This window comes from Chryseobacterium sp. YR221 (assembly GCF_900176315.1).
GTDB lineage: Bacteria > Bacteroidota > Bacteroidia > Flavobacteriales > Weeksellaceae > Chryseobacterium > Chryseobacterium rhizosphaerae.
Genome location: NZ_FWXM01000003.1, coordinates 71,069 through 90,825, shown reverse-complemented (window position 1 = coordinate 90,825; position 19,757 = coordinate 71,069). Strand labels below are relative to the sequence as shown.

At 38.0% G+C, this 19,757-nt stretch carries 16 protein-coding genes; 4 read left to right on the top strand and 12 right to left on the bottom strand.

Annotation, left to right across the window (positions count from 1 at the left end; all coding sequences use genetic code 11):
• Positions 1-128 precede the first annotated feature (128 nt).
• Entirely contained in the window at positions 129-1,142 is a 1,014-nt protein-coding gene (locus tag B8967_RS09670) for a YihY/virulence factor BrkB family protein (protein WP_047485226.1), read from the top strand.
• Here the strand turns inward: B8967_RS09670 and nhaA are convergent.
• The 12 genes from nhaA to B8967_RS09610 all read right to left on the bottom strand — a co-directional run bounded on the left by nhaA (position 1,139) and on the right by B8967_RS09610 (position 16,698).
• A complete protein-coding gene (gene nhaA / locus B8967_RS09665) occupies positions 1,139-2,317 on the bottom strand; it encodes a Na+/H+ antiporter NhaA (RefSeq protein WP_084085950.1) in 1,179 nt (392 codons plus the stop codon). The genes B8967_RS09670 and nhaA overlap by 4 nt on opposite strands.
• Before the next feature lie 2 nt (positions 2,318-2,319).
• Positions 2,320-4,530, bottom strand: coding sequence for a RelA/SpoT family protein (locus B8967_RS09660; RefSeq protein WP_047485221.1), 2,211 nt, complete (start codon positions 4,528-4,530; stop codon positions 2,320-2,322).
• Positions 4,531-4,641: 111 nt separating this feature from the next.
• Positions 4,642-5,007, bottom strand: a complete 366-nt coding sequence (locus B8967_RS09655; RefSeq protein ID WP_047485218.1) for a hypothetical protein — start codon at positions 5,005-5,007, stop codon at positions 4,642-4,644.
• A gap of 396 nt (positions 5,008-5,403) precedes the next feature.
• Entirely contained in the window at positions 5,404-7,311 is a 1,908-nt protein-coding gene (gene acs / locus B8967_RS09650) for an acetate--CoA ligase (protein ID WP_084085949.1), read from the bottom strand.
• Between the two features lie 57 nt (positions 7,312-7,368).
• Complete coding sequence (locus B8967_RS09645) at positions 7,369-9,252, bottom strand: AMP-binding protein (protein WP_084085948.1); 1,884 nt, start codon at positions 9,250-9,252, stop codon at positions 7,369-7,371.
• Positions 9,253-9,424: 172 nt separating this feature from the next.
• On the bottom strand, positions 9,425-9,787 hold the full coding sequence (locus B8967_RS09640) for a response regulator transcription factor (protein WP_047485210.1): 363 nt from the start codon (positions 9,785-9,787) through the stop codon (positions 9,425-9,427).
• 9 nt (positions 9,788-9,796) lie between these two features.
• The gene (locus B8967_RS09635; protein WP_179140059.1) at positions 9,797-12,499 is read right to left on the bottom strand and encodes an ATP-binding protein; all 2,703 of its coding nucleotides are present in this window, start codon (positions 12,497-12,499) and stop codon (positions 9,797-9,799) included.
• The gene (locus B8967_RS09630) at positions 12,492-12,686 is read right to left on the bottom strand and encodes a hypothetical protein (RefSeq protein WP_047485206.1); all 195 of its coding nucleotides are present in this window, start codon (positions 12,684-12,686) and stop codon (positions 12,492-12,494) included. The genes B8967_RS09635 and B8967_RS09630 overlap by 8 nt, the downstream gene beginning before the upstream one ends.
• Positions 12,687-12,748: 62 nt before the next feature.
• On the bottom strand, positions 12,749-12,976 hold the full coding sequence (locus B8967_RS09625; RefSeq protein WP_047485203.1) for a DUF6814 family protein: 228 nt from the start codon (positions 12,974-12,976) through the stop codon (positions 12,749-12,751).
• Between the two features lie 43 nt (positions 12,977-13,019).
• Positions 13,020-14,600, bottom strand: coding sequence for an MFS transporter (locus tag B8967_RS09620; protein ID WP_084085946.1), 1,581 nt, complete (start codon positions 14,598-14,600; stop codon positions 13,020-13,022).
• Positions 14,601-14,706: 106 nt separating this feature from the next.
• Complete coding sequence (locus B8967_RS09615) at positions 14,707-16,086, bottom strand: porin (RefSeq protein WP_084085945.1); 1,380 nt, start codon at positions 16,084-16,086, stop codon at positions 14,707-14,709.
• A 195-nt stretch (positions 16,087-16,281) separates the two neighbouring features.
• The gene (locus B8967_RS09610; protein ID WP_047485199.1) at positions 16,282-16,698 is read right to left on the bottom strand and encodes an IS1/IS1595 family N-terminal zinc-binding domain-containing protein; all 417 of its coding nucleotides are present in this window, start codon (positions 16,696-16,698) and stop codon (positions 16,282-16,284) included.
• A 160-nt stretch (positions 16,699-16,858) separates the two neighbouring features.
• Between B8967_RS09610 and B8967_RS09605 the strand changes: the two genes are divergently transcribed.
• From B8967_RS09605 to argC, 3 genes are read left to right on the top strand one after another with little or no spacing between them, the layout of a single operon-like run.
• Positions 16,859-17,545, top strand: a complete 687-nt coding sequence (locus B8967_RS09605) for a GNAT family N-acetyltransferase (protein WP_084085944.1) — start codon at positions 16,859-16,861, stop codon at positions 17,543-17,545.
• On the top strand, positions 17,517-18,713 hold the full coding sequence (locus tag B8967_RS09600) for an argininosuccinate synthase (RefSeq protein WP_084085943.1): 1,197 nt from the start codon (positions 17,517-17,519) through the stop codon (positions 18,711-18,713). The genes B8967_RS09605 and B8967_RS09600 overlap by 29 nt, the downstream gene beginning before the upstream one ends.
• 47 nt (positions 18,714-18,760) lie before the next feature.
• On the top strand, positions 18,761-19,726 hold the full coding sequence (gene argC, locus B8967_RS09595; protein WP_047485193.1) for an N-acetyl-gamma-glutamyl-phosphate reductase: 966 nt from the start codon (positions 18,761-18,763) through the stop codon (positions 19,724-19,726).
• Positions 19,727-19,757: the final 31 nt, after the last annotated feature.

The following is a 19,757-nucleotide window of genomic DNA, read 5'->3' as shown; positions in this document are numbered from 1 at the left end:
GCTTTGGAAGCAGGAGGCAGAAAATGTTTATATTTGTAATGAGAGATGAATGAAATTTACGGAAATGCTTATTAAAATGGGTGTTTTCAGATTTTTATTGCTCTCCTAATTGCCAAATTATAACATAGATGAGTATAAAGGTTCCCAGATTTATCCTGAAAGTTCAAGAGTTTTTTGATGACATTCATATTCCCGTTTTGGGAATATCGCTATGGCAGATGTTTCAAATTTATATCTCAGGGATTTTTAAAGGAAAAATAGGAAGAAAAGCAGCTGCTATTTCCTGGAGCTTTACCATCAGTTTATTTCCGTTTCTTCTGTTTTTACTTTCCGTTTTGCCTTATATGCCCCATTATGATAAGCTTCAGTTTTATATTTTCGAAGTATTGATGCATAATGTTTTCCCTTCCAATATGGAGGGAGATGTCAGAGGATATATAGAAACCAATATTATTCCCAATATGAAAGGGATCAGTAATCTGACCATTGTGCTGGCATTGGTTTTTGCTACCAACGGTACATTTTCCCTTATCAATGGATTTAATGAAAATGCAGATGAAAAGCTCAGTGATGTCAAAGAATTTATTCTTTCATTTTTTATCACCATTGGCTTTATTACCATTGTATTTTTAGCCCTGTTCGGGGTTTACTATGTAGAGGTTGTCATGAAACTTTTTACACCGGCCTATGATGTTACATGGCTGGTAGATAACCTTTCCCGTATTATTGGATTTGTTTCTTTTCCGCTGTTTTACTTTATTCTTCTGACTTTATTTTACTGGCTGGGAACTGTGAAAATTACCCGTTTCAGACAGGCGGTGCCGGGAGCAGTCCTTACGACCATATTATTTGTTCTTACGACGTATATTTTCGCCATTTATGTTAAAGATATAGCCCGTTATAATGTGCTTTACGGTTCCATAGGGAGTATGATCCTGCTGATGGTTTGGGTGAATGTGAATGTCTATCTTCTTCTCTTTGGAAACGAACTGAATATGGCTATCAGAAAGCTTAGAATAGAGAAATTATTGTCTGATGAAATTCAAAAAGAGGCCGCTCATTACCACACTCAGATCACAGAACCGGATTTTGAGAATAATAAGGAACATCAATGGAAGCTGGAAAACCGGAAGAAAGATTAATTTTCTTCCAGCTCCGGACGTTCTTTAGAACTCATACTTAATATGGTATATCCTAGCACAGCAGCTAAGAATGAGGCAATCAGAATAGCAAATTTAGCTTCATCCTGGATCGGAATTTCGTTTTTAAAGGACAGTAATGCTATAAAAATAGACATGGTAAATCCGATTCCGGCCAGTAAACCTACACCGATCATTTGAACCCAGTTACTGTTTTGGGGTAAGGAACTCAATTTCATTTTGATCGCAATAAAGGAAAATAAATTAATTCCAATCAGCTTTCCTAATATAAGCCCGCAGATAATTCCCAGTCCCAATGTACTTGTAATGCCTGCAACCATTTCGCTGGAGAAAGTAATATTGGTGTTGGTTAATGCAAAAATAGGCATGATCAGAAAACTTACAGGAATGTGAAGCTTATGTTCAAGCTTTTCCAAAGGCGAAATATCTACATGAGAAGCATTCGTTGGAATTGAAAATGCAAGTAAAACCCCGGCGATCGTTGCATGGATACCTGAATGATGAAGGAAATACCACAAAAATAGCCCCGGAATAATATAAAATATAATACGGGTAACCTTTAAAAAATTTAATAGGAAAAGAAGAGCAGCCACTCCCAGTGATAACAGGAGATAGCTCCAATGGATCTGCTCCGTATAGAAGATAGCAATAACCAGGATCGCTCCCAGATCATCTACAATTGCTAAGGCAGCAAGAAATATCTTGATTGAATTGGGAATTCTCTTTCCCAGCATTGAAATAATAGCTAATGAGAAAGCAATATCTGTAGCCATAGGGATTCCCCAGCCACTGCCATATTCCGTTCCGGAATTGAATATACTGTAGATAACTGCAGGAACCAGCATTCCGCCTACTGCAGCAAAAATAGGCAGCGAAGCATTCTTAAAAGAAGATAGCTCGCCTTCTACAAGCTCTCTTTTTATTTCAAGCCCTACCAAAAGAAAAAATACAGCCATCAGACCGTCATTGATCCAGATGCTGACAGGGTATTCCAGTCCAAATATGTGAGTCCCTACTTCCTTGTCTAAAAAGTGCTGAAATGCTTCAGCAGCTGATGAATTGGCAATCAGCAATGAAATAAGCACACAGAAGATAAGAATGATTCCTGAAGCCTGACTGTTGTTGAAAAATTTTTTAAAATAAAGAGATAAATTCATATTTATGATTGTAGACGTCTTACAATGGAAACGCCGTTAATACTTTTAAGTTTTTTGAAAGTTTCCTCCAGTTGACCCTTATTTTTTACTTCAAGGTTGATGTTTCCTGTGAAAACTCCATTGTTCGATTCAATAGACATACTTTTCATATCCATTCCCATACTTCCACTGATGACGGCTGTGATGTCATTAATCATTCCCATTCTGTCCAGTCCTTCAATTTCGATTTTCACTCTGTCTTTGAAGCTTTCTGCATTTACCCATTTGGCAGGGATGACGCGATAGTCGTATTGCGCTCTAAGGTTGATGGCATTCGGACAGTTGTCACTGTGTACTTTGATCCCATCAGAAATGGTAATGAATCCGAAAATTTTGTCACCGGGAATTACCGTACAGCATTTTGCATAGCTGTAGTTTAGTTTTTCTTCATCCTTACCAAAAACAATCATGTCCAGGTTTTCCTCTTTCGGCTCTTCGAAATGTTGATTTTTTGTAGGAGATTTTCTGAATCTTGAAAGCAGGTTGTTGAATACGTTTTTACTTTCAATGTATTTTCTTAAGCTGCTTACATCCAGTTCGTTACTTTGGAATTTAAGGAAGAGCTCTTGTGATGATTTTAAATTAAAGAATTTTTGAAGTTTATTAATCTCCTCGTCATTAAAGTTGATCTTTGCATGACGCAGTTTTCTTTGTAAAATTTCTTTTCCATCTTCTACCAGCTGATTTTTCTGCGAATTCAGATAACTTTTGATCTTGGATTTGGCCTTGGAAGTCACTACAAATTCCAGCCAGTCAGATTTTGGTTTCTGATTTTGAGAAGATAGAATGTCGACCTGATCACCATTTTGAAGCGTATAGGAAATAGGAACCAGTTTCCCATTGATCTTCGCTCCTAAACACTTCATTCCCAAATCCGAGTGAACGGAAAAAGCAAAATCCAGAGCAGTGGCATTGGTTGGCAGAATCTTGATTTCTCCTTTTGGTGTAAAGACAAATACCTCTTTAGAATATAAATTAAGTTTAATATTATCCAAAAGCTCGGAGGTAGAAAGGTTCTGCTGCTGTTCAAGCACATCACGGATTTCCGTTACCCATTTTTCAAAATTCCTGTCATCGGAGCTTTGTTTATAGCCCTCTTTGTATTTGTAGTGGGCAGCAACTCCTTTTTCAGCAATTTCATCCATTCTTTCGGAACGGATCTGTACTTCGATCCATTTTTTATCAGGCCCCAGAACAGTCAAATGTAAACTTTCGTAGCCTGTTGAACGCGGCTGTGTGATCCAGTCTCGCATTCTGGAAGGATTACTGTGGTATACGTCGGTAACGATAGAATAAATTTTCCAGGCCAGGAATTTTTCGTTTTTAGCATCAGATTTATAAATAATTCTGATCGCATAGTTATCAAAAACCTCTTCAAAAGAAACACCCTGTTTCAGCATTTTCCTGTAAATAGAGGAAATAGCTTTTGCTCGGCCTTTGATGGTGAAGTTCAGTCCTTCTTCTTTCAGTCTCTCTGAAACCTCGGTTTTGAATTCCTCAATATATCTTTCACGGTTTTCTTTTGCCAATTCCAACTTTTCCGTGATTTCATTATATACCTCCGGATTGTTGTACTTTAATGAAAGATCTTCCAGCTCAGATTTAATATTATACAAACCTAAACGGTGAGCCATGGGTGCATAAATATAAACTGTTTCTGAAGCGATCTTTTTTTGCTTATCCGGAGCCATACTCTCCAAAGTCCGCATATTGTGAAGACGGTCCGCAATTTTGATAAGAATTACCCTGAAATCTTCAGACAGTGTCAGTAAAAGTTTTCTGTAATTTTCAGACTGTACGGAGATATTCTGATGGTTCATGATGGATATTTTGGTCAATCCATTCACGATGCTTGCGATTTTTTCTCCAAAGATTTTTTTCAGATCTTCATAGGTATAGTCGGAATCTTCAATAACGTCATGAAGAAGAGCACAGGCAATGGAAGTTGCTCCCAGCCCAATTTCAGTCGCTACAATTTTAGCAACAGCAATAGGATGATAGATATAGGGCTCTCCGGATTTTCTCCTTTGATCCTTATGGGCGTCCAAAGCAATATCGAAGGCTTTTCGGATGAGTTTATTGTTTTCCTCATCCAAAGTCCTGTAGGTGTTAGAAATCAGATCTTTATATCTCGCAAGGATTTCTTTATTCTCTTGTTCTAAGTCGTAACTCATTTGTGTAAATACCTATATTTAGACGAAAATACGAAAAATTTTACGTTTTTCAAACATAAAAAATCCGTAGAATATTTCTACGGATTCCCGGTTACTAGGTTTTTATATTGATTAGAACTTTACTTCAGAATTCATACCGTCACTTGACGTTTTGATCTTAATGTCAGGACTGTTATGGATTTCAGCCCTATTTCTTGCATCGATATATTTTTTAATAGTGTCGTAATTGGCCTGATCGATGCTCATATTTTCAAACAAATACGTCTTTAAGACAATATGCTGGTTGAAAATGTTCCGGGCACTCTCTGCCTGGCTGCTGTCCTTCACCGCCACACTCGCCAGATATTGTGCGTGATTATCTTCGCTATTAAGGTATATGATGTAATCTGAATTTCCGAATCCTGAGTTTTCCAGATCATTTTCAAGCTTTTTGTAATCGCTGTTGTGCTCAAATAGCCCAGCTAATATATTTGACATAATTAATGGGTTTTAAAGTTGTTATTAAAGTTAGTAATAATTTTCTGATTTATTTGAATAAAAAACAATAAAATTTATCTATTAATGTTCTATCTATAATACAATGTTAAAATTTTTAAGAATGTCTATTGAACGCATGTTTAATATTGTGATTAAAGTAAATCATAATATTTCTCATATAACATCTGTAGGTTCCTCTGATACCAAGGGATTGAAAATCATTGCCGTGATGTAAGTCTAATTTATCTCTCGCTGATTTATGAGGTTTTCCATGTATTTGTATACTATGTTTAACTTTCAAAAAAACTGAAAATCAATGCTGCTTGATGACAGGTAATATAAAAAGAGACCGCTTCAACGGTTGAAACAGCCTCTGTATTTATATGCTGGAAGTAATTAAATTCTTTCATTCTTAATTTCCTCTACAATCTCCGGGTTCAGCAAAGTACTGATGTCTCCGAAGTTGCTAAAGTCGCCTTCCGCAATTTTTCTTAATATTCTACGCATGATTTTTCCGGAACGGGTTTTAGGAAGTCCTGAAACGAATTGGATCTTATCAAGCTTGGCAATAGGTCCGATCTGATCAGAAATCAATTGGTTAATTTCTTTCTTAAGATTTTCCTTATCACGCCCCTCTCCGGACTCCTTAAGCATAACATATCCATATAAAGCGTTTCCTTTAATATCATGCGGATACCCTACGATTGCTGATTCTGCAACAGCTGGATGTTGGTTGATACTGTCTTCAATAGGGGCTGTTCCTAGATTATGTCCCGAAACAATGATCACATCATCCACGCGGCCTGTAATTCTGTAATAACCCACCTCGTCTCTTAAAGCTCCGTCTCCTGTAAAATATTTTCCAGGGAAAGCTGTAAAATATGTTTCTTTATACCTTTGATGATCTCCCCAGATTGTTCTTGCAATTCCTGGCCATGGAAAGCGGATGCAGAGGTTTCCTGTCACCTGGTTTCCTGTAATTTCGTTGCGCTTGTCATCCATTAAAACCGGCTGTATTCCAGGTAAAGGAAGTGTAGCATAGGTTGGTTTTGTAGGAGTTACAAATGGAAGAGGTGAAATCATAATCCCTCCCGTTTCGGTTTGCCACCACGTATCTACAATCGGACATTTTTTCTTTCCAACATGATCATTGAACCAGTGCCATGCTTCATCATTAATAGGTTCACCTACAGAGCCTATTACTTTTAAAGAGCTTAAATCATGCTTGTCTACCCATTCTGCACTTTCTTTAGCCAAAGAACGGATCGCGGTAGGGGCGGTATAGAACTGCGTGATCTTGTGTTTTTCAATCACTTCCCAGAAACGGTCCGGTTCAGGGTAGGTAGGAACTCCTTCAAAGATAACGGTAGTAGCACCGTTTAATAACGGTCCGTAAAGAATGTAAGAATGCCCTGTGATCCATCCGATATCTGCTGTACACCAGTAAATATCATTTTCTTTATAGTTGAATACATTTTTGAAAGTATAAGCGGTATACACCATATAACCGGCGCAGGTATGAAGCATTCCTTTCGGTTTTCCGGTAGATCCGGAAGTATAAAGGATGAAAAGAGGATCTTCGGAATCCATAATGACTGTAACGAAATCAGGAGATGCTTTTTCATACAGATCAGACAACCAATGGTCTCTGCCGTCCTTCATTTTAATCTCATTATGAGTTCTTTTTACCACCAGTACATTTTCTACAGTCGGGGTTTTTTCCAGGGCTTCATCTACAATGCTTTTTAAATCCAAAACTTTATTCCCTCTATAACTTCCATCTGAAGTAATAACCATTTTAGCTTCACAGTCATTCACCCTTGAGGCTACTGCAGCAGCTGAGAACCCTGCAAAAATAACAGAGTGAACAGCTCCTAATTTAGCACAAGCCAGCATCGTAACTGCTAATTCAGGAATCATCGGGAGATAAATACAGACCCTGTCTCCTTTTTCAATGCCCATATCCCGTAAAACATTGGCTGTTTTGTTGACGCGGGTGTAGAGTTCGTTATAAGATATATGCTGAGCTTCTTCTTTAGGGTCATTGGGTTCCCAGATAATAGCTGTTTTGTCTCCTCTTATGGCAAGGTGCCTGTCGATACAGTTTTTCGTAATATTGAGTTTGGCATTTTTGAACCATGTGATTTTTGCTTCATTCATATCATACTTAACCACCTTGCTCCATCGCTGATACCACACGAAGTTTTGATCCGCTACTTTATCCCAGAATTTCTTAGGATTTTTGATAGACTTTTTATAATCTTCAAAATATTGTGGTAAATCTTCTATTAAGTAATTTCTCATATCCCTTTCGTTTTTTTGAAATTTTATTATACTTTAAATTTATGTTTAAATTCTCGTTTAAGCCTTATAAACCTCGATTTTTTCCTGGATTTCTTCAATGATTTTCTCATCATCAATGGTTGATGGGATCTGAAAATCTTTCCCATCAAGCAATGTTCTGATCAGCTTTCTTAAAATCTTTCCGGATCGTGTTTTGGGTAAGCGCTTGACAACCATAGCGTTTTTTAAAAAGGCTACCGCACCAATCTTTTCACGAACCATTTTGATGATCTCTTTTTCTATTTCCTCTTCTGATACTCGTGTTCCGTTTTTTAAAACCACTGTTGCAAAAGGAATCTGCCCCTTTAAATCATCATCAATACCCACAACAGCACATTCTGCGACATCAGGATGGGATGAAACAATTTCTTCCATTTCCGAGGTGGAAAGCCTGTGTCCGGCAACATTGATTACATCATCCACTCTTCCGGTAATAAAAATGTAACCATCTTCATCCTGGATAGCGCCGTCTCCCGAAAAATAATAACCGTTGTATTGGGATAGATAGCTGTCCTCAAAGCGTTCATAGTCTTTCCATATTCCAAGTAATGCACCCGGAGGAAGGGGGAGTTTGATCACAAGGTAGCCTTCGTGATGAGGGTCGAGTTCTAATCCGTTTTCATCAAAAATTTTAATATCATATCCAGGAATAGGTTTTCCTGCAGAAGCTCTTTTGATGGTATACTGATCTGAAGTCAGTAATCCCAGCATGGGCCATCCTGATTCTGTTTGCCACCAATGATCAATAGCCGGAACTCCGATATGCTCTGCAAACCAGTCCAGTGTTGCTACATCACAGCGCTCGCCTGCTAAAAACTGTTTTTTAAAATGGGAAAGATCATATTTTTTGACCAATTCTCCATTGGGGTCTTCTTTCTTGATGGCCCTGATAGCGGTAGGAGCCGTAAACATAACGGAAACCTTATATTCTGAAATAATTCTCCAGAAAGTTCCCGCATCAGGAGTCATGATAGGCTTTCCTTCAAAAATAACGGTCGTATTTCTATTGATCAGCGGTCCATACACAGAAAAACTATGCCCAACGGCCCATCCGAAATCAGAAGCTGCCCAGTAGGTTTCTCCCGGTTCAACTCCATACACATATTTCATAGAGAATTGTAGGGCTGTAGCATAGCCCCCGGTATCACGGACGATCCCTTTAGGTTTTCCCGTAGTTCCGGATGTATAAAGAAGGTAAAGGGGGTGGGTAGATTCCACTGAAATACAATCAGCCGGTGCTGACTTCTGTACCAGCTCTTCATAATCAATAAGTCCGTCAAACATTTCATGCTGGTTATCTACCAATTTTCTGTTGTAAACGACAATATGGTCCACTTTATCCTGGGCCAGTTCAATTGCTTTTTCTACCAAAGGAAGATAGGGGATTCTTTTAGCGATTTCTATACCTGCTGTAGCGGTGATTAATACTTTCGGTTTGCAGTCGTCAATTCTCACCACTAATTCATGAGGGGCAAAACCGCCAAAAACCACATTATGAATAACTCCAATTCTTGCGCATGCCAGCATGGCAAAAAGGGTTTGCGGTATCATGGGCATATAGATGACTGCGGTGTCTCCTTTTTTTAATCCTAAAGAAGATAATCCTCCCGCAAATTTTGAAATTTCTTCCTTGGCCTGATTGAAAGTATAGGTTTTCTTCGCACCGGTTACGGGTGAATCATAAACAAGGGCATTCTGATCCCCAAAACCATCTTCAATATGCCTGTCAATACATAAATGACACATATTAAGTTTTCCGTCAGAAAACCATTGAGGGTAGTTGTTACCATCTTTGGAAAGGATCTTTTGTGGGAACTCAAACCATTGTATTTCTGCGGCCTTGTCTTTCCAGAAGCCTTCTTTATCTTCTATACTTTGTTTAAATAACGTATCTGTCTTCATAAGAATAGTCGTGTGTTTGGTTTAATACCCTTGTCAAGGTTTTAAACCTTGACAAGGGTAAGTAGTCGTTTTAGTGTGATCTAAAGGCGAAACAGTCCCTTCTTTTCATCTCATGTCTCATATCTCGTGTCTCTTATCTCTTATCTCTTATCTGAAATCCAGCATCTTACCTCTATCCAAACATTTCCTCAATCTGCTGCATCAGTTTCTTAATCGAATAAGGTTTTGTTACATAGGCGTCAGCTCCCATTTCAAGACCTTTTTCAATGTCTCTCGGGTTATTTTTGGCGCTGAGAAAGATGACTTTTGTGTCTTTCATTTTGTCATCCTGTTTGATGAGATCCAGCGTGCTGTATCCATCAAGATTAGGCATCATGATATCGAGGAGGATTACATCGGGAACCATTGTTTTTAAGAACTCCAGAACTTCTGTTCCATCGCGTGCAATATAGACGTCATATCCGTTTTTCTTAAAGCTGTATTCCAGCGACATTAATATTTTGTGTTCGTCGTCTGCGATGATTATCTTTCTCATAGGTGCTTTTTAAGAATGTTCAACTTCATTTTTAATCTCTTTTATTATTTTCTCAGGAATACTGATGGTGAAAGTAACGCCAAGTCCGCTGTTTTCAGCTTTGATACTTCCACCGTGAGCCTGTACGATTTTTTTAGAAATCGCGAGCCCGAGTCCGCTTCCTGTAGGTTTTAAAATATTCTGGTTTTTGGATTGGTAAAACTTGTCAAAGATCATTTCCAGGTCTTCCTCAGGAATATGTTTTCCCGTGTTGAAAATAGAAATGATTAGCTGGCTTTCCTTTTCAAAAAGTTTGGTTTGTATAGTACCTTGTTCATCGGTGAATTTCAATGCATTTCCCCAAATATTCTGAAAAAGCTGGATCATCCTTGCTTCATCATATTCAAATATAAACTGATTCAGAAGATTCACTTCACTTAAATGAATATTTTTTTGCTGGATCAGGTGGAGGAGTGGGTTCAATGCTTTTTTATAAGTTTCAATGATGTTGTTTTTCTGAATACTTAGCAGGATTTCTCCATGTTGAAGCTTGTCAAGGTAAAGAATATCGTTGATGATTTCACTTAATCTGTCAGATTCTGTGATGATATTATTTAAAAACTCCTGTTTGATATCAAAAGGGATATCGTCGTCATCCGCTAAAATTTCTCCAGCGGAACGGATAGCTGTAATCGGGGTTCTCAGTTCGTGGGCAACAGAATCCAGAAAATCATCTTTCTGACGGTCTTTGACAATCAGGTTTTCGTTGGCGGTACGCAGATCATCAGAAAGTTTTTGGAGTTCTTCAGACTGCTCTGTCAATTTTTTATTTAAGCTGATGTTTTCCTGGGATTCCTCCAGAATATTCAATACCTCTTTTAGAGATATTTTATCTTCTTTCGTTACACCTTCAATCAAAATTTTTGCTGACGCAGTGCCTATTCTTCCTGCTAAAAGATTTTCCGAGAATTTAATAAATCTTGAATCTGCCGTTTCTGTATTAGAATCGATATTGTATTTTAAGTTGAAAATTCTTAGAGCCTGCTCTGTTTTACTTTTACCTAAAAACCTTTCGAGGATATTCTGGATATCGGAAATATAAGCTGTACCTCGCCATATAAAAGCGTTTTCGTGATTTTGAATATATTTGTCGATATCTACATACAGTTCTGCAAAGTTTCTTTCTCTGTAATTTCCTTTGGTACTCACGGAAATGATGGTGAATAAACCGGTATTCACCAAAATTGACCAGAAAAATATCTGTGGAATTCTCCCTAAATAAGGGATGGTGAAAAAGCCGAAAGCATCATACATTTCTCTCAACACTCCTTTGAACTCCTGGTTGTAAGAAAAATAATATTGAGGAATAATCAATCCGAAATAACAGATTGCCAATCCGGCGATAAGCCCGATGATAGCCCCTTTATAACTTCCTCTCCTCCAGAATAGAGCACCAAAAAATGAAGGAGCTAATTGTCCGATGACAACAAATGAAATCAAACCTACAGAATCAAGAGAGGTCTTCAGTATAAAATATTTATAGAAGGCAAAAGCCATGATAATCAGTGCGAAAATGCTGAATTTTCTGATGTTGGTAATATTTCTTGTGTTCTGTTCTTCACTTTCGGATTTGAACTTTCCAAGCAAGCCATAAGGAATGATCAGGTTATTGGATAACATGATGGATAAAGTAATGGCTGAGATAATGATCATTGAAATGCACGAGCTTAACCCGCCAAGGAAAACCAAGACTGTAATCAGCGTGTTGTCAAAATGTTGTGGAATTAAAATAGAATAGAACTCCGGATTTACTTTCTGCCCATCGAAAATCAATCTTCCGCCCCAGGCGATAGGAAAGATGAATACAGTGAAAATCAACAGGTAAAGAGGGAAGAACCAAATAGCTGTTTTAATATGTTTCTCCTGTCTGTTCTCCACAATAGCGGTATGGAATTGTCTGGGCAAAATACAGATGGCTGTAGCGGAAATCATACACAGGAGCATCCAGTTCATAGCGCCCTCAGTTCCGTTGAATGTATTTTTTTCTTTAAAATCTTTAAACTGGCTTGCCTTCTGATAAATATCTGAAAAACCATCAAATACATAATAAATGACAAAAAAGCCAAGAATGATAATGAAGAATAATTTTAAAAAACTTTCCAGGGCAATGGCTGAAATAATTCCAAGCCGTTTTTCCGAAGCGTCTACATATCGCGTTCCATAATAAGAGGAAAATAAAGCAATTAAAACGACTACAAAAGTAGCATTGTCAGTAAGGATATCTTTTGACATCGGTGTTTCGGTAACCAGATGGAAGGTCTCGGAAATCGCTTTAATCTGCAATCCAATATAAGGGACAATGGCAAAAAGACATACTATGGTAATAATAGCACTGAAGCTTCTGCTGTTTCCGTATCGCAATGAAATGAAATCTGCAAGACTGCTGATTTTATTGACTCTTGAAATCCTTACAATCCGTGTATTGATATAAATCCATGCAGGAATAATCATGATGGGACCGATGTAGATCGGTAAATAGTTTAATCCGCTTGTAGCTGCTACACCAATACTTCCATAGTAAGTCCATGCCGTACAATATACGGCAAGAGACAAAGCATAAATGTAAGGATTGTTGATCCAGACCTTGCTTTTCTTCTTCTCTGCCAGATAGGCAACTAAGAACAAAAGGGCCAGATAAAACAAGACTACAGAAAATAAAGCGAAACTACTCATCATATTTTTTTACGATTACAAAAGATATCACGATGGAAATCATCCAGACCGCAAACAGGTATACCAGAATCATAGGATAGCCCAAAACACTTTTCTCACTGTTGAAAATCAATGAAATGGGAATGCTGAAAGCAATCATCAGCCCGATGCTTAAGATAATGAGTTTCTGTTCGTGTCTTTTTTTCATAAATGATGATTGATAAAAGATAATTGATGAATGCAGCATCCATCAATTATCCATATTATTTTTTAAATTTTGTCGTCCGAATATTCTCCCGTTAACGCATAATAACCGAAAACGGCCATTCCACCCGAGACAATGGGCATCAGTACAAACAAAATGATGATGCCAAAAACCAGATCTTCCTGTTTTCCGGAAGTGATTTTGGGAATTCCCATTACCGTGGTTCCGAAATATCCTACGATCACAGCAATTGCGATCCATAGAATGCCTAATATTTTTTTTAGTCCGTTCATTTTAATAGTTTTAAAATTAATAAAAATTTGAGTGATTCAATGCCTAATCGTGAAGATTATTGTTCTTATTTTTAAGATAAATTAATCCAATGAGAAGACAGACAGCTGCCACTCCGATAGGATACCAAAGACCTTCAAGGTACCATGTTGCATGTCCTGCCTCTTTTCCTGTAGTCACCAGATACGTGGCAACTGCCGGAAGAAGACCTCCAAATACCCCATTTCCAATGTGATACGGCAGAGACATGGATGTGTAACGGATTCTTACAGGGAACATTTCCACAAGGAATGCGGCAATAGGGCCGTAAACCATGGTTACAAATATCACCTGGATAAATACCAGGAAGACCAGATACCATTTCGTGTCATCACTTAATTTTACGGTTTGGGATACTTTTGCTTCCTCAGCTTTTCCGTCTTTTATAACCGGACCGGTCGGTGACCAGTGGACAATACTGTCTTTTTTAACTAAAGTTCCATCTGTAAAAAGGGTCTCTTTATGAATGGTAACCAAGCTGTCTGTAGCAATGTCATTATGGATTTTGGCTGTTCTTTTTTCTGTAATTCCATTGGCTGCTACGGTTTTATTTTCAAGATTTACGCTTTTAAACATGCTGTCGTATATTGGTCTGTAGGCTAAAATAGCGACCAGCATCCCGGTCATCATGACTGCTTTTCGGCCTATTTTATCAGAGAGCCAACCGAAAAATACAAAGAAAGGAGTTCCTAAAAGCAAGGCTGTTGCCATTAGTAAATCTACCTGGGAAGATTCCACATTCATTACCTTTTGTAAAAAGCTCATAGCATAGAACTGCCCGGTGTACCAGATGACCCCTTGTCCCATCGCTGCTCCAAATAAAGCAAGCAGGACAAATTTGAAGTTAAATTTATTGCCAAAACTTTCTTTTAAAGGATTTTTAGACGTTTTCCCCTCGCTCTTAGCCTTGGCAAAAAGCGGAGATTCTTTCATATTTTTTCTGATGATATAAGAAACACCTACCATGAGAATAGAAATCCAGAAAGGAACCCTCCATCCCCAGGTATCGAAATCTTCAGGAGAAAGAGTTTTTCTTGTGATCAAAATAACAATTAAAGAAATGAAAAGTCCGGCAGTAGCTGTGGTTTGTATCCATGAAGTCCAGTAACCTCTTCGATGAGGTTGTGCGTATTCTGCGACATACGTTGCCGCACCTCCATATTCACCTCCAAGAGCTAAACCCTGTAATAGTCTTAAGATTAAAACTAAAACTGGAGCCATAAATCCAATGGTTTCATAACTTGGGATACATCCGATAAGGAAAGTGGAAAACCCCATAATCAGTAAAGTCACCAGGAAGGTATATTTTCTTCCGATAAGATCTCCCAGCCTTCCAAAGAATAAAGCACCGAAAGGCCTTACTACAAATCCGGCAGCAAATGTTGCCAATGTAGATAAAAAGGCAGCGGTGGGATTATCTGCAGGGAAAAATTTTGTTGCTAAAACGATGGCTAAACTTCCGAAAATGTAAAAGTCATACCATTCAATCAGGGTTCCGAGAGATGAGGCTGTAATAACGCTCCATATGGTGCGGTTTTTCTGCCTGTCGGTCATATTTTCGTAGCTTTCGTAGTGCTTTTCGCTCATATTGATTAGTTTTTGATATTAGTAGAAAATGATAATAATTCCTCTGAATTTTTTATCAGGTTATATTGTTTTCATTGCCTTAATGCTGTGTATTGCTGACGGTGGATTATAGGTAAATCTGAAACTGTACAATGAATTCGCCTTTTGAAGAAGGACTTTCAGTGGGGCTGGTATAAACCGGTCGTGTTGAATATTGTGTGGTGATTTTTGCATGATGGCCATCGATAAACCAGTTGGCTCCAACGTCAAACTGAGAGGAAGACTTGTCGAATGCCTCAAAACTCTTATGTGTGTAGGCTGCGAAAGGCTGTATTCTGATCTTTGGTTTTTCAGCCTGGCTGGGTAAAAGTAAGCCTGCCTGAGCGTAGATAATATTACCTGTTCCAATAGTAGGCTGTAAGTTTCCCGGCCCTGCAATGGCTTTATTACCTATGAAATTGGGGTCTGTGGCAGCAATGTTCATTGTTCCCAGATTTCTTACATAATTGGGTCCGAAATTGTAGTTGTAATATCCCGCATAAGCAGAAACGGCCATTTTATTTTTGGCTTCTCCCAGTGGAATATCTGCAAAAGCGTCAACTGCGAAAAGAGTGATATCATGCTTCTCAATATTGGAATTAACGGAAGTTCTTGTCCCATCTGCCTGATGATAAAACCCTGCCCCCACATTGAAAACTTTCTTTGTTCCCAGATAAGAACCTACTTTGAAAGGTAGTGTATTGGACTCTTCATCGAGGAATTGATATTCAAGATACCCTGCCTTTGAAAAACTTGGGTTTCCATTATTATCTACCGCTACCGCTCTCGAAGGATCAGTGACATTCATTGGTGTCAGGTCTGTTGCAAAAGGTTTGTTTAAGCTGAGGCGATATTCCAGTTTTCCATATTTTCCTTTGGCAAACATTCCGAGCTGTCTGGCAAACTGGTCTGAATTGTCAATAAGAGGCCATGAAAAAACAGGGGAGTCTACAGTCAGGAAATTTAGTGTAGAAGCCATCGTCATTCGGGAAAGTCCCATATAGTAATGGAGCCCTGCCCCTAAAGATAAACTGAATTTTCCCGCTTCTCCAGGTAAAATAACTGCATATTCATTCCAGGCATCATGGAAAAACAGCTGGGTTTTCTTTCCGTTTCCATAACCTCCTGTTCCCGAAGTTCCTGTTGCACCTCCGTTGATGAAGGTCTGATTGTTAATTCCGAAATGAAGGAGGATCATATATCTTTTGGAGATCTGAGCATACGTTAAAGCCCGTAATCTTCTGTTTCCTATGCTCCAGGAATTGTCTGTGGGTTCACTTCCCACCATACTACCGGGGTTCATAGAAGTGTTTCTTAACCAGAGCTGGTCCCATAAAATAAATCTGATGAACTTATCTCCGTCCGGGTTGAGGTTGACTTTTAATCCGCTGCCGTAATCAGGAGAACCTTGCGAGTATAAAGAACTGCTGATTAAGGCTACTCCAATGAATGTAAGTAATTTCTTCATAAATTATCAATTTTTGGCGTTGTTTTTTGTGAATGCCAAATTGGAATTAATAATTTATTTATAAAAATTTAATATATATTAGTGGTAACTATATAGTTTTTTTGATAAGAGGTGCGAGATGTGTGTTGCGAGATCGAGAAATACAGTTAAGTGACTTTGTCTAAAATCTGATATCTAGTTTCTAACATCTTCTCTCTACTTCTTAAATCTCTCCCATTTGATCAGCATGTACTTATCGGCAAACTGGGTAATGATAATGCCTGAGTTTTTAATGTTTTCTTCCTGGGCGATGTATTCAATTAATTCATTCTGTTTTAATATTTTATAAACGGGATGGAATTCAGAATGGGGAGGTCTGGTAATATTATATTTTTTGATCCATGAGCTGATCGTAACATGGGAAACCCCAATAATTCTTTCGATTTCACGGTAGCTTAAACCTTCCAGGTAGAGCTGCAAAGCTTTGGTTACATAGTAGTCGTCAATCTGCTTTCCCAGTTTTTTGACCGTGAAATAATACTTGCAGTTCTTGCAGTGGAACCGTTGTTTTTCATTGATGATCCCGCTTTTAACTACTTTATTACTACCGCATTTAGGACATGTATTTTCCATAGCTATACTTTTTTAGCAAATATATAATAAATTAGCAAATATATAATTTCCTGTAAAGATAATTTTACCTGTGTAATTTTTTAAAACAAAAAAAATATCTTTTTTATTTGGTTTTTATAGAAATTATATTTTAAATTTGCCAAAAAAATTAGATAAATAAATGGAAATAGAAATTTCCTCATGCGAACATCTAATGTATGTGAGTGAAATACAGCAGGAAATGTATGATTCTGCACAGCGCAGAGGAACGGGTATCGCAAAACGTTCCATCGAATATTTAAGTAAAAAGATTTCAGAAGGCAATGCTGTGGTAGCTACTGAAAACGGTGAGTGGGTGGGTTTCTGCTATATAGAGACCTGGTCACATGGAAAGTTTGTTGCCAATTCGGGATTAATTGTATCTCCGAAATTCAGGAATGGAGGAGTGGCGACTCAGATCAAGCATAGAGTGTTCCAATTATCTAGAGAAAAGTACCCGGAAGCTAAAGTATTTGGGTTGACTACAGGTCTGGCAGTGATGAAAATCAATAGTGATTTAGGATACAAGCCGGTCATTTATTCTGAGCTTACTCAGGATGAGGAATTTTGGAGCGGTTGTAAAAACTGTGTCAATTACGAAATTTTAATGAAGAAGGAACGTAAAAACTGCCTGTGTACGGCAATGTTGTTTGTTCCGGAAAATATAACAAAAAATGAGGTTGTGAATGATCAGCCTAAAGATAAATATGATGAAATAAACCAAACGGGATTGGGGTATTCTGCTCAAAATTCTCCTGGTGAATTTCATCTGGCCATTAACAAAAATAAAAAGAATTCAGATGAAAAAGAAGGTCATCTTAGCGTTTAGCGGAGGTTTAGATACTTCCTACTGTGCGAAATATCTTAGTGAAACACTGGGGTATGATGTATATGCAGTAACTGTAAACACCGGAGGTTTTTCTAAAGAAGAAGAAAAGGAACTGGAGAAAAAAGCCCTTAATCTAGGGGTGAAAGCATACAGGTGCGTAGATGCTCAGGAAGATTATTATAATTCTTGTGTGAAGTATTTGATTTTTGGGAATGTATTGAAAAATAATACCTATCCTCTTTCTGTAAGTGCTGAGCGTACTATTCAGGCGCAGGAGATTGCAAAATATGCAATTGAAGTTGAGGCAGATGCTATTGCTCATGGAAGTACAGGTGCCGGAAATGATCAGGTTCGTTTTGATTTGATATTTCAGGTAATGTGTCCCGATGTGGAGATCATTACCCCGATCCGGGATATGGCTTTATCCCGTGAAGAGGAGATTGAGTTTTTGAAAAGCCATGGCTATGAAATGGAGTTTCATAAAGCGCAATATTCAGTGAATAAAGGGCTTTGGGGAACTTCTGTAGGAGGAAAGGAGACTTTGACATCAAGAAATTACCTGCCGGAAGAAGCATTTCCTTCTCAAATTCAGGAAACTCAGGCTTCAGAACTGGAGATCGAATTTAAAAACGGAGAAGTGGTTGCTGTGAATGGGGAAAGTTTTGAACATTCCGTATATGCTATTCAGAAAATAGAAAAATTAGCTTCTGTTTATGGTATTGGTCGGGATATCCATGTTGGAGATACTATTGTAGGGATAAAAGGAAGAGTAGGTTTTGAAGCAGCAGCAGCTTCAGTAATTATTAAAGCACACCATTTATTGGAAAAGCATACTCTTTCAAAATACCAGCAGATGATGAAATCTCAGCTATCCGATTGGTATGGAAACTGGCTTCATGAAGCATTGTTTTTAGATCCTGTGATGAGAAATATTGAATCTTTCTTAGTGGATTCTCAAAAAACAGTAAGTGGAAAAGTATTTATTACCCTTCATCCTTACAGATTTGTTTTAAATGGGATTGAATCTGTTCATGATTTAATGTCTGATCAATTTGGAAGCTATGGAGAGGCAAACAGAGCATGGACAGGGGAAGATGTAAAAGGGTATACAAAAATTGTAAGCAACTCTTTAAATATATACCACCAAATTAACCAAAATATCAACTAGTTCCGAAAGGACATTAATATAAAGATAGGTTATCCTATCCGATCAATATGAAGAAAACAGTAGGAATTGTAGGAGCCAACGGCTATACAGGAAGTGAGTTGATACGCTTACTGGCTTTTCATCCCCATGTGACATTGAGTTTTTTATATAGTCGTTCGAATTCGGGAACAAGAATATCGGACTTGTACCCGGATTTGACGACGGTTTGCGAACAGGTTTTAACGGATCAGCCTGAAGAGGTGGATGTTCTTTTTCTGTGTCTTCCACATAAGGAAAGCCAGAATTGGTTAACCCAGAATCCTGTGAAAGATGAGACTTTGGTGATTGATCTTGGAAATGACTTCCGTTTGCAAGGAGATTTCGGAAACAGAGATTTTATCTACGGATTGCCTGAAATCAATAAAAAACAACTGTCAGGGTCAAAGAGTATTGCTAACCCTGGTTGTTTTGCAACGGCGATTCAGCTAGCCCTTTTACCATTAGCTGAAAAAGGGGTGCTGGATGAGGTTTTTACAACAGGAATTACAGGATCTACAGGAGCAGGACAGTCTTTACAGGCGACTACGCATTTTACCTGGAGAAACGATAATGTCTCGGCGTATAAAACGTTATCTCATCAGCATGTGGACGAAATTTTACAACAAATAGTTTTGTTTAACCATAAAGAGGTCAGCCTGAATTTTGTACCATGGAGAGGGGATTTTGCAAGAGGAATTTTTACAAGTTCTACGGTAAAAACAGATTTGGAACTTTCTGACCTATATCAGTTGTATCAGGATTTTTATGCAGGAGCGCCTTTTGTAAAGGTAAGTGAAAAAGCAATTGACTTAAAACAAGTTGTCAATACCAATCGCTGTGTGATTCAGATCGAAAAATGTGGAAATGTAGTAGTGATCCATTCAGCGATTGACAATTTGTTGAAAGGTGCTTCAGGACAGGCAGTACAGAATATGAATATTGCCATGGGCTGGGAAGAAAATGAAGGGCTGAATCTGAAACCAATCGCATTTTAAGGTATAAAGTAAAAAGTAAAATGTACGTCGG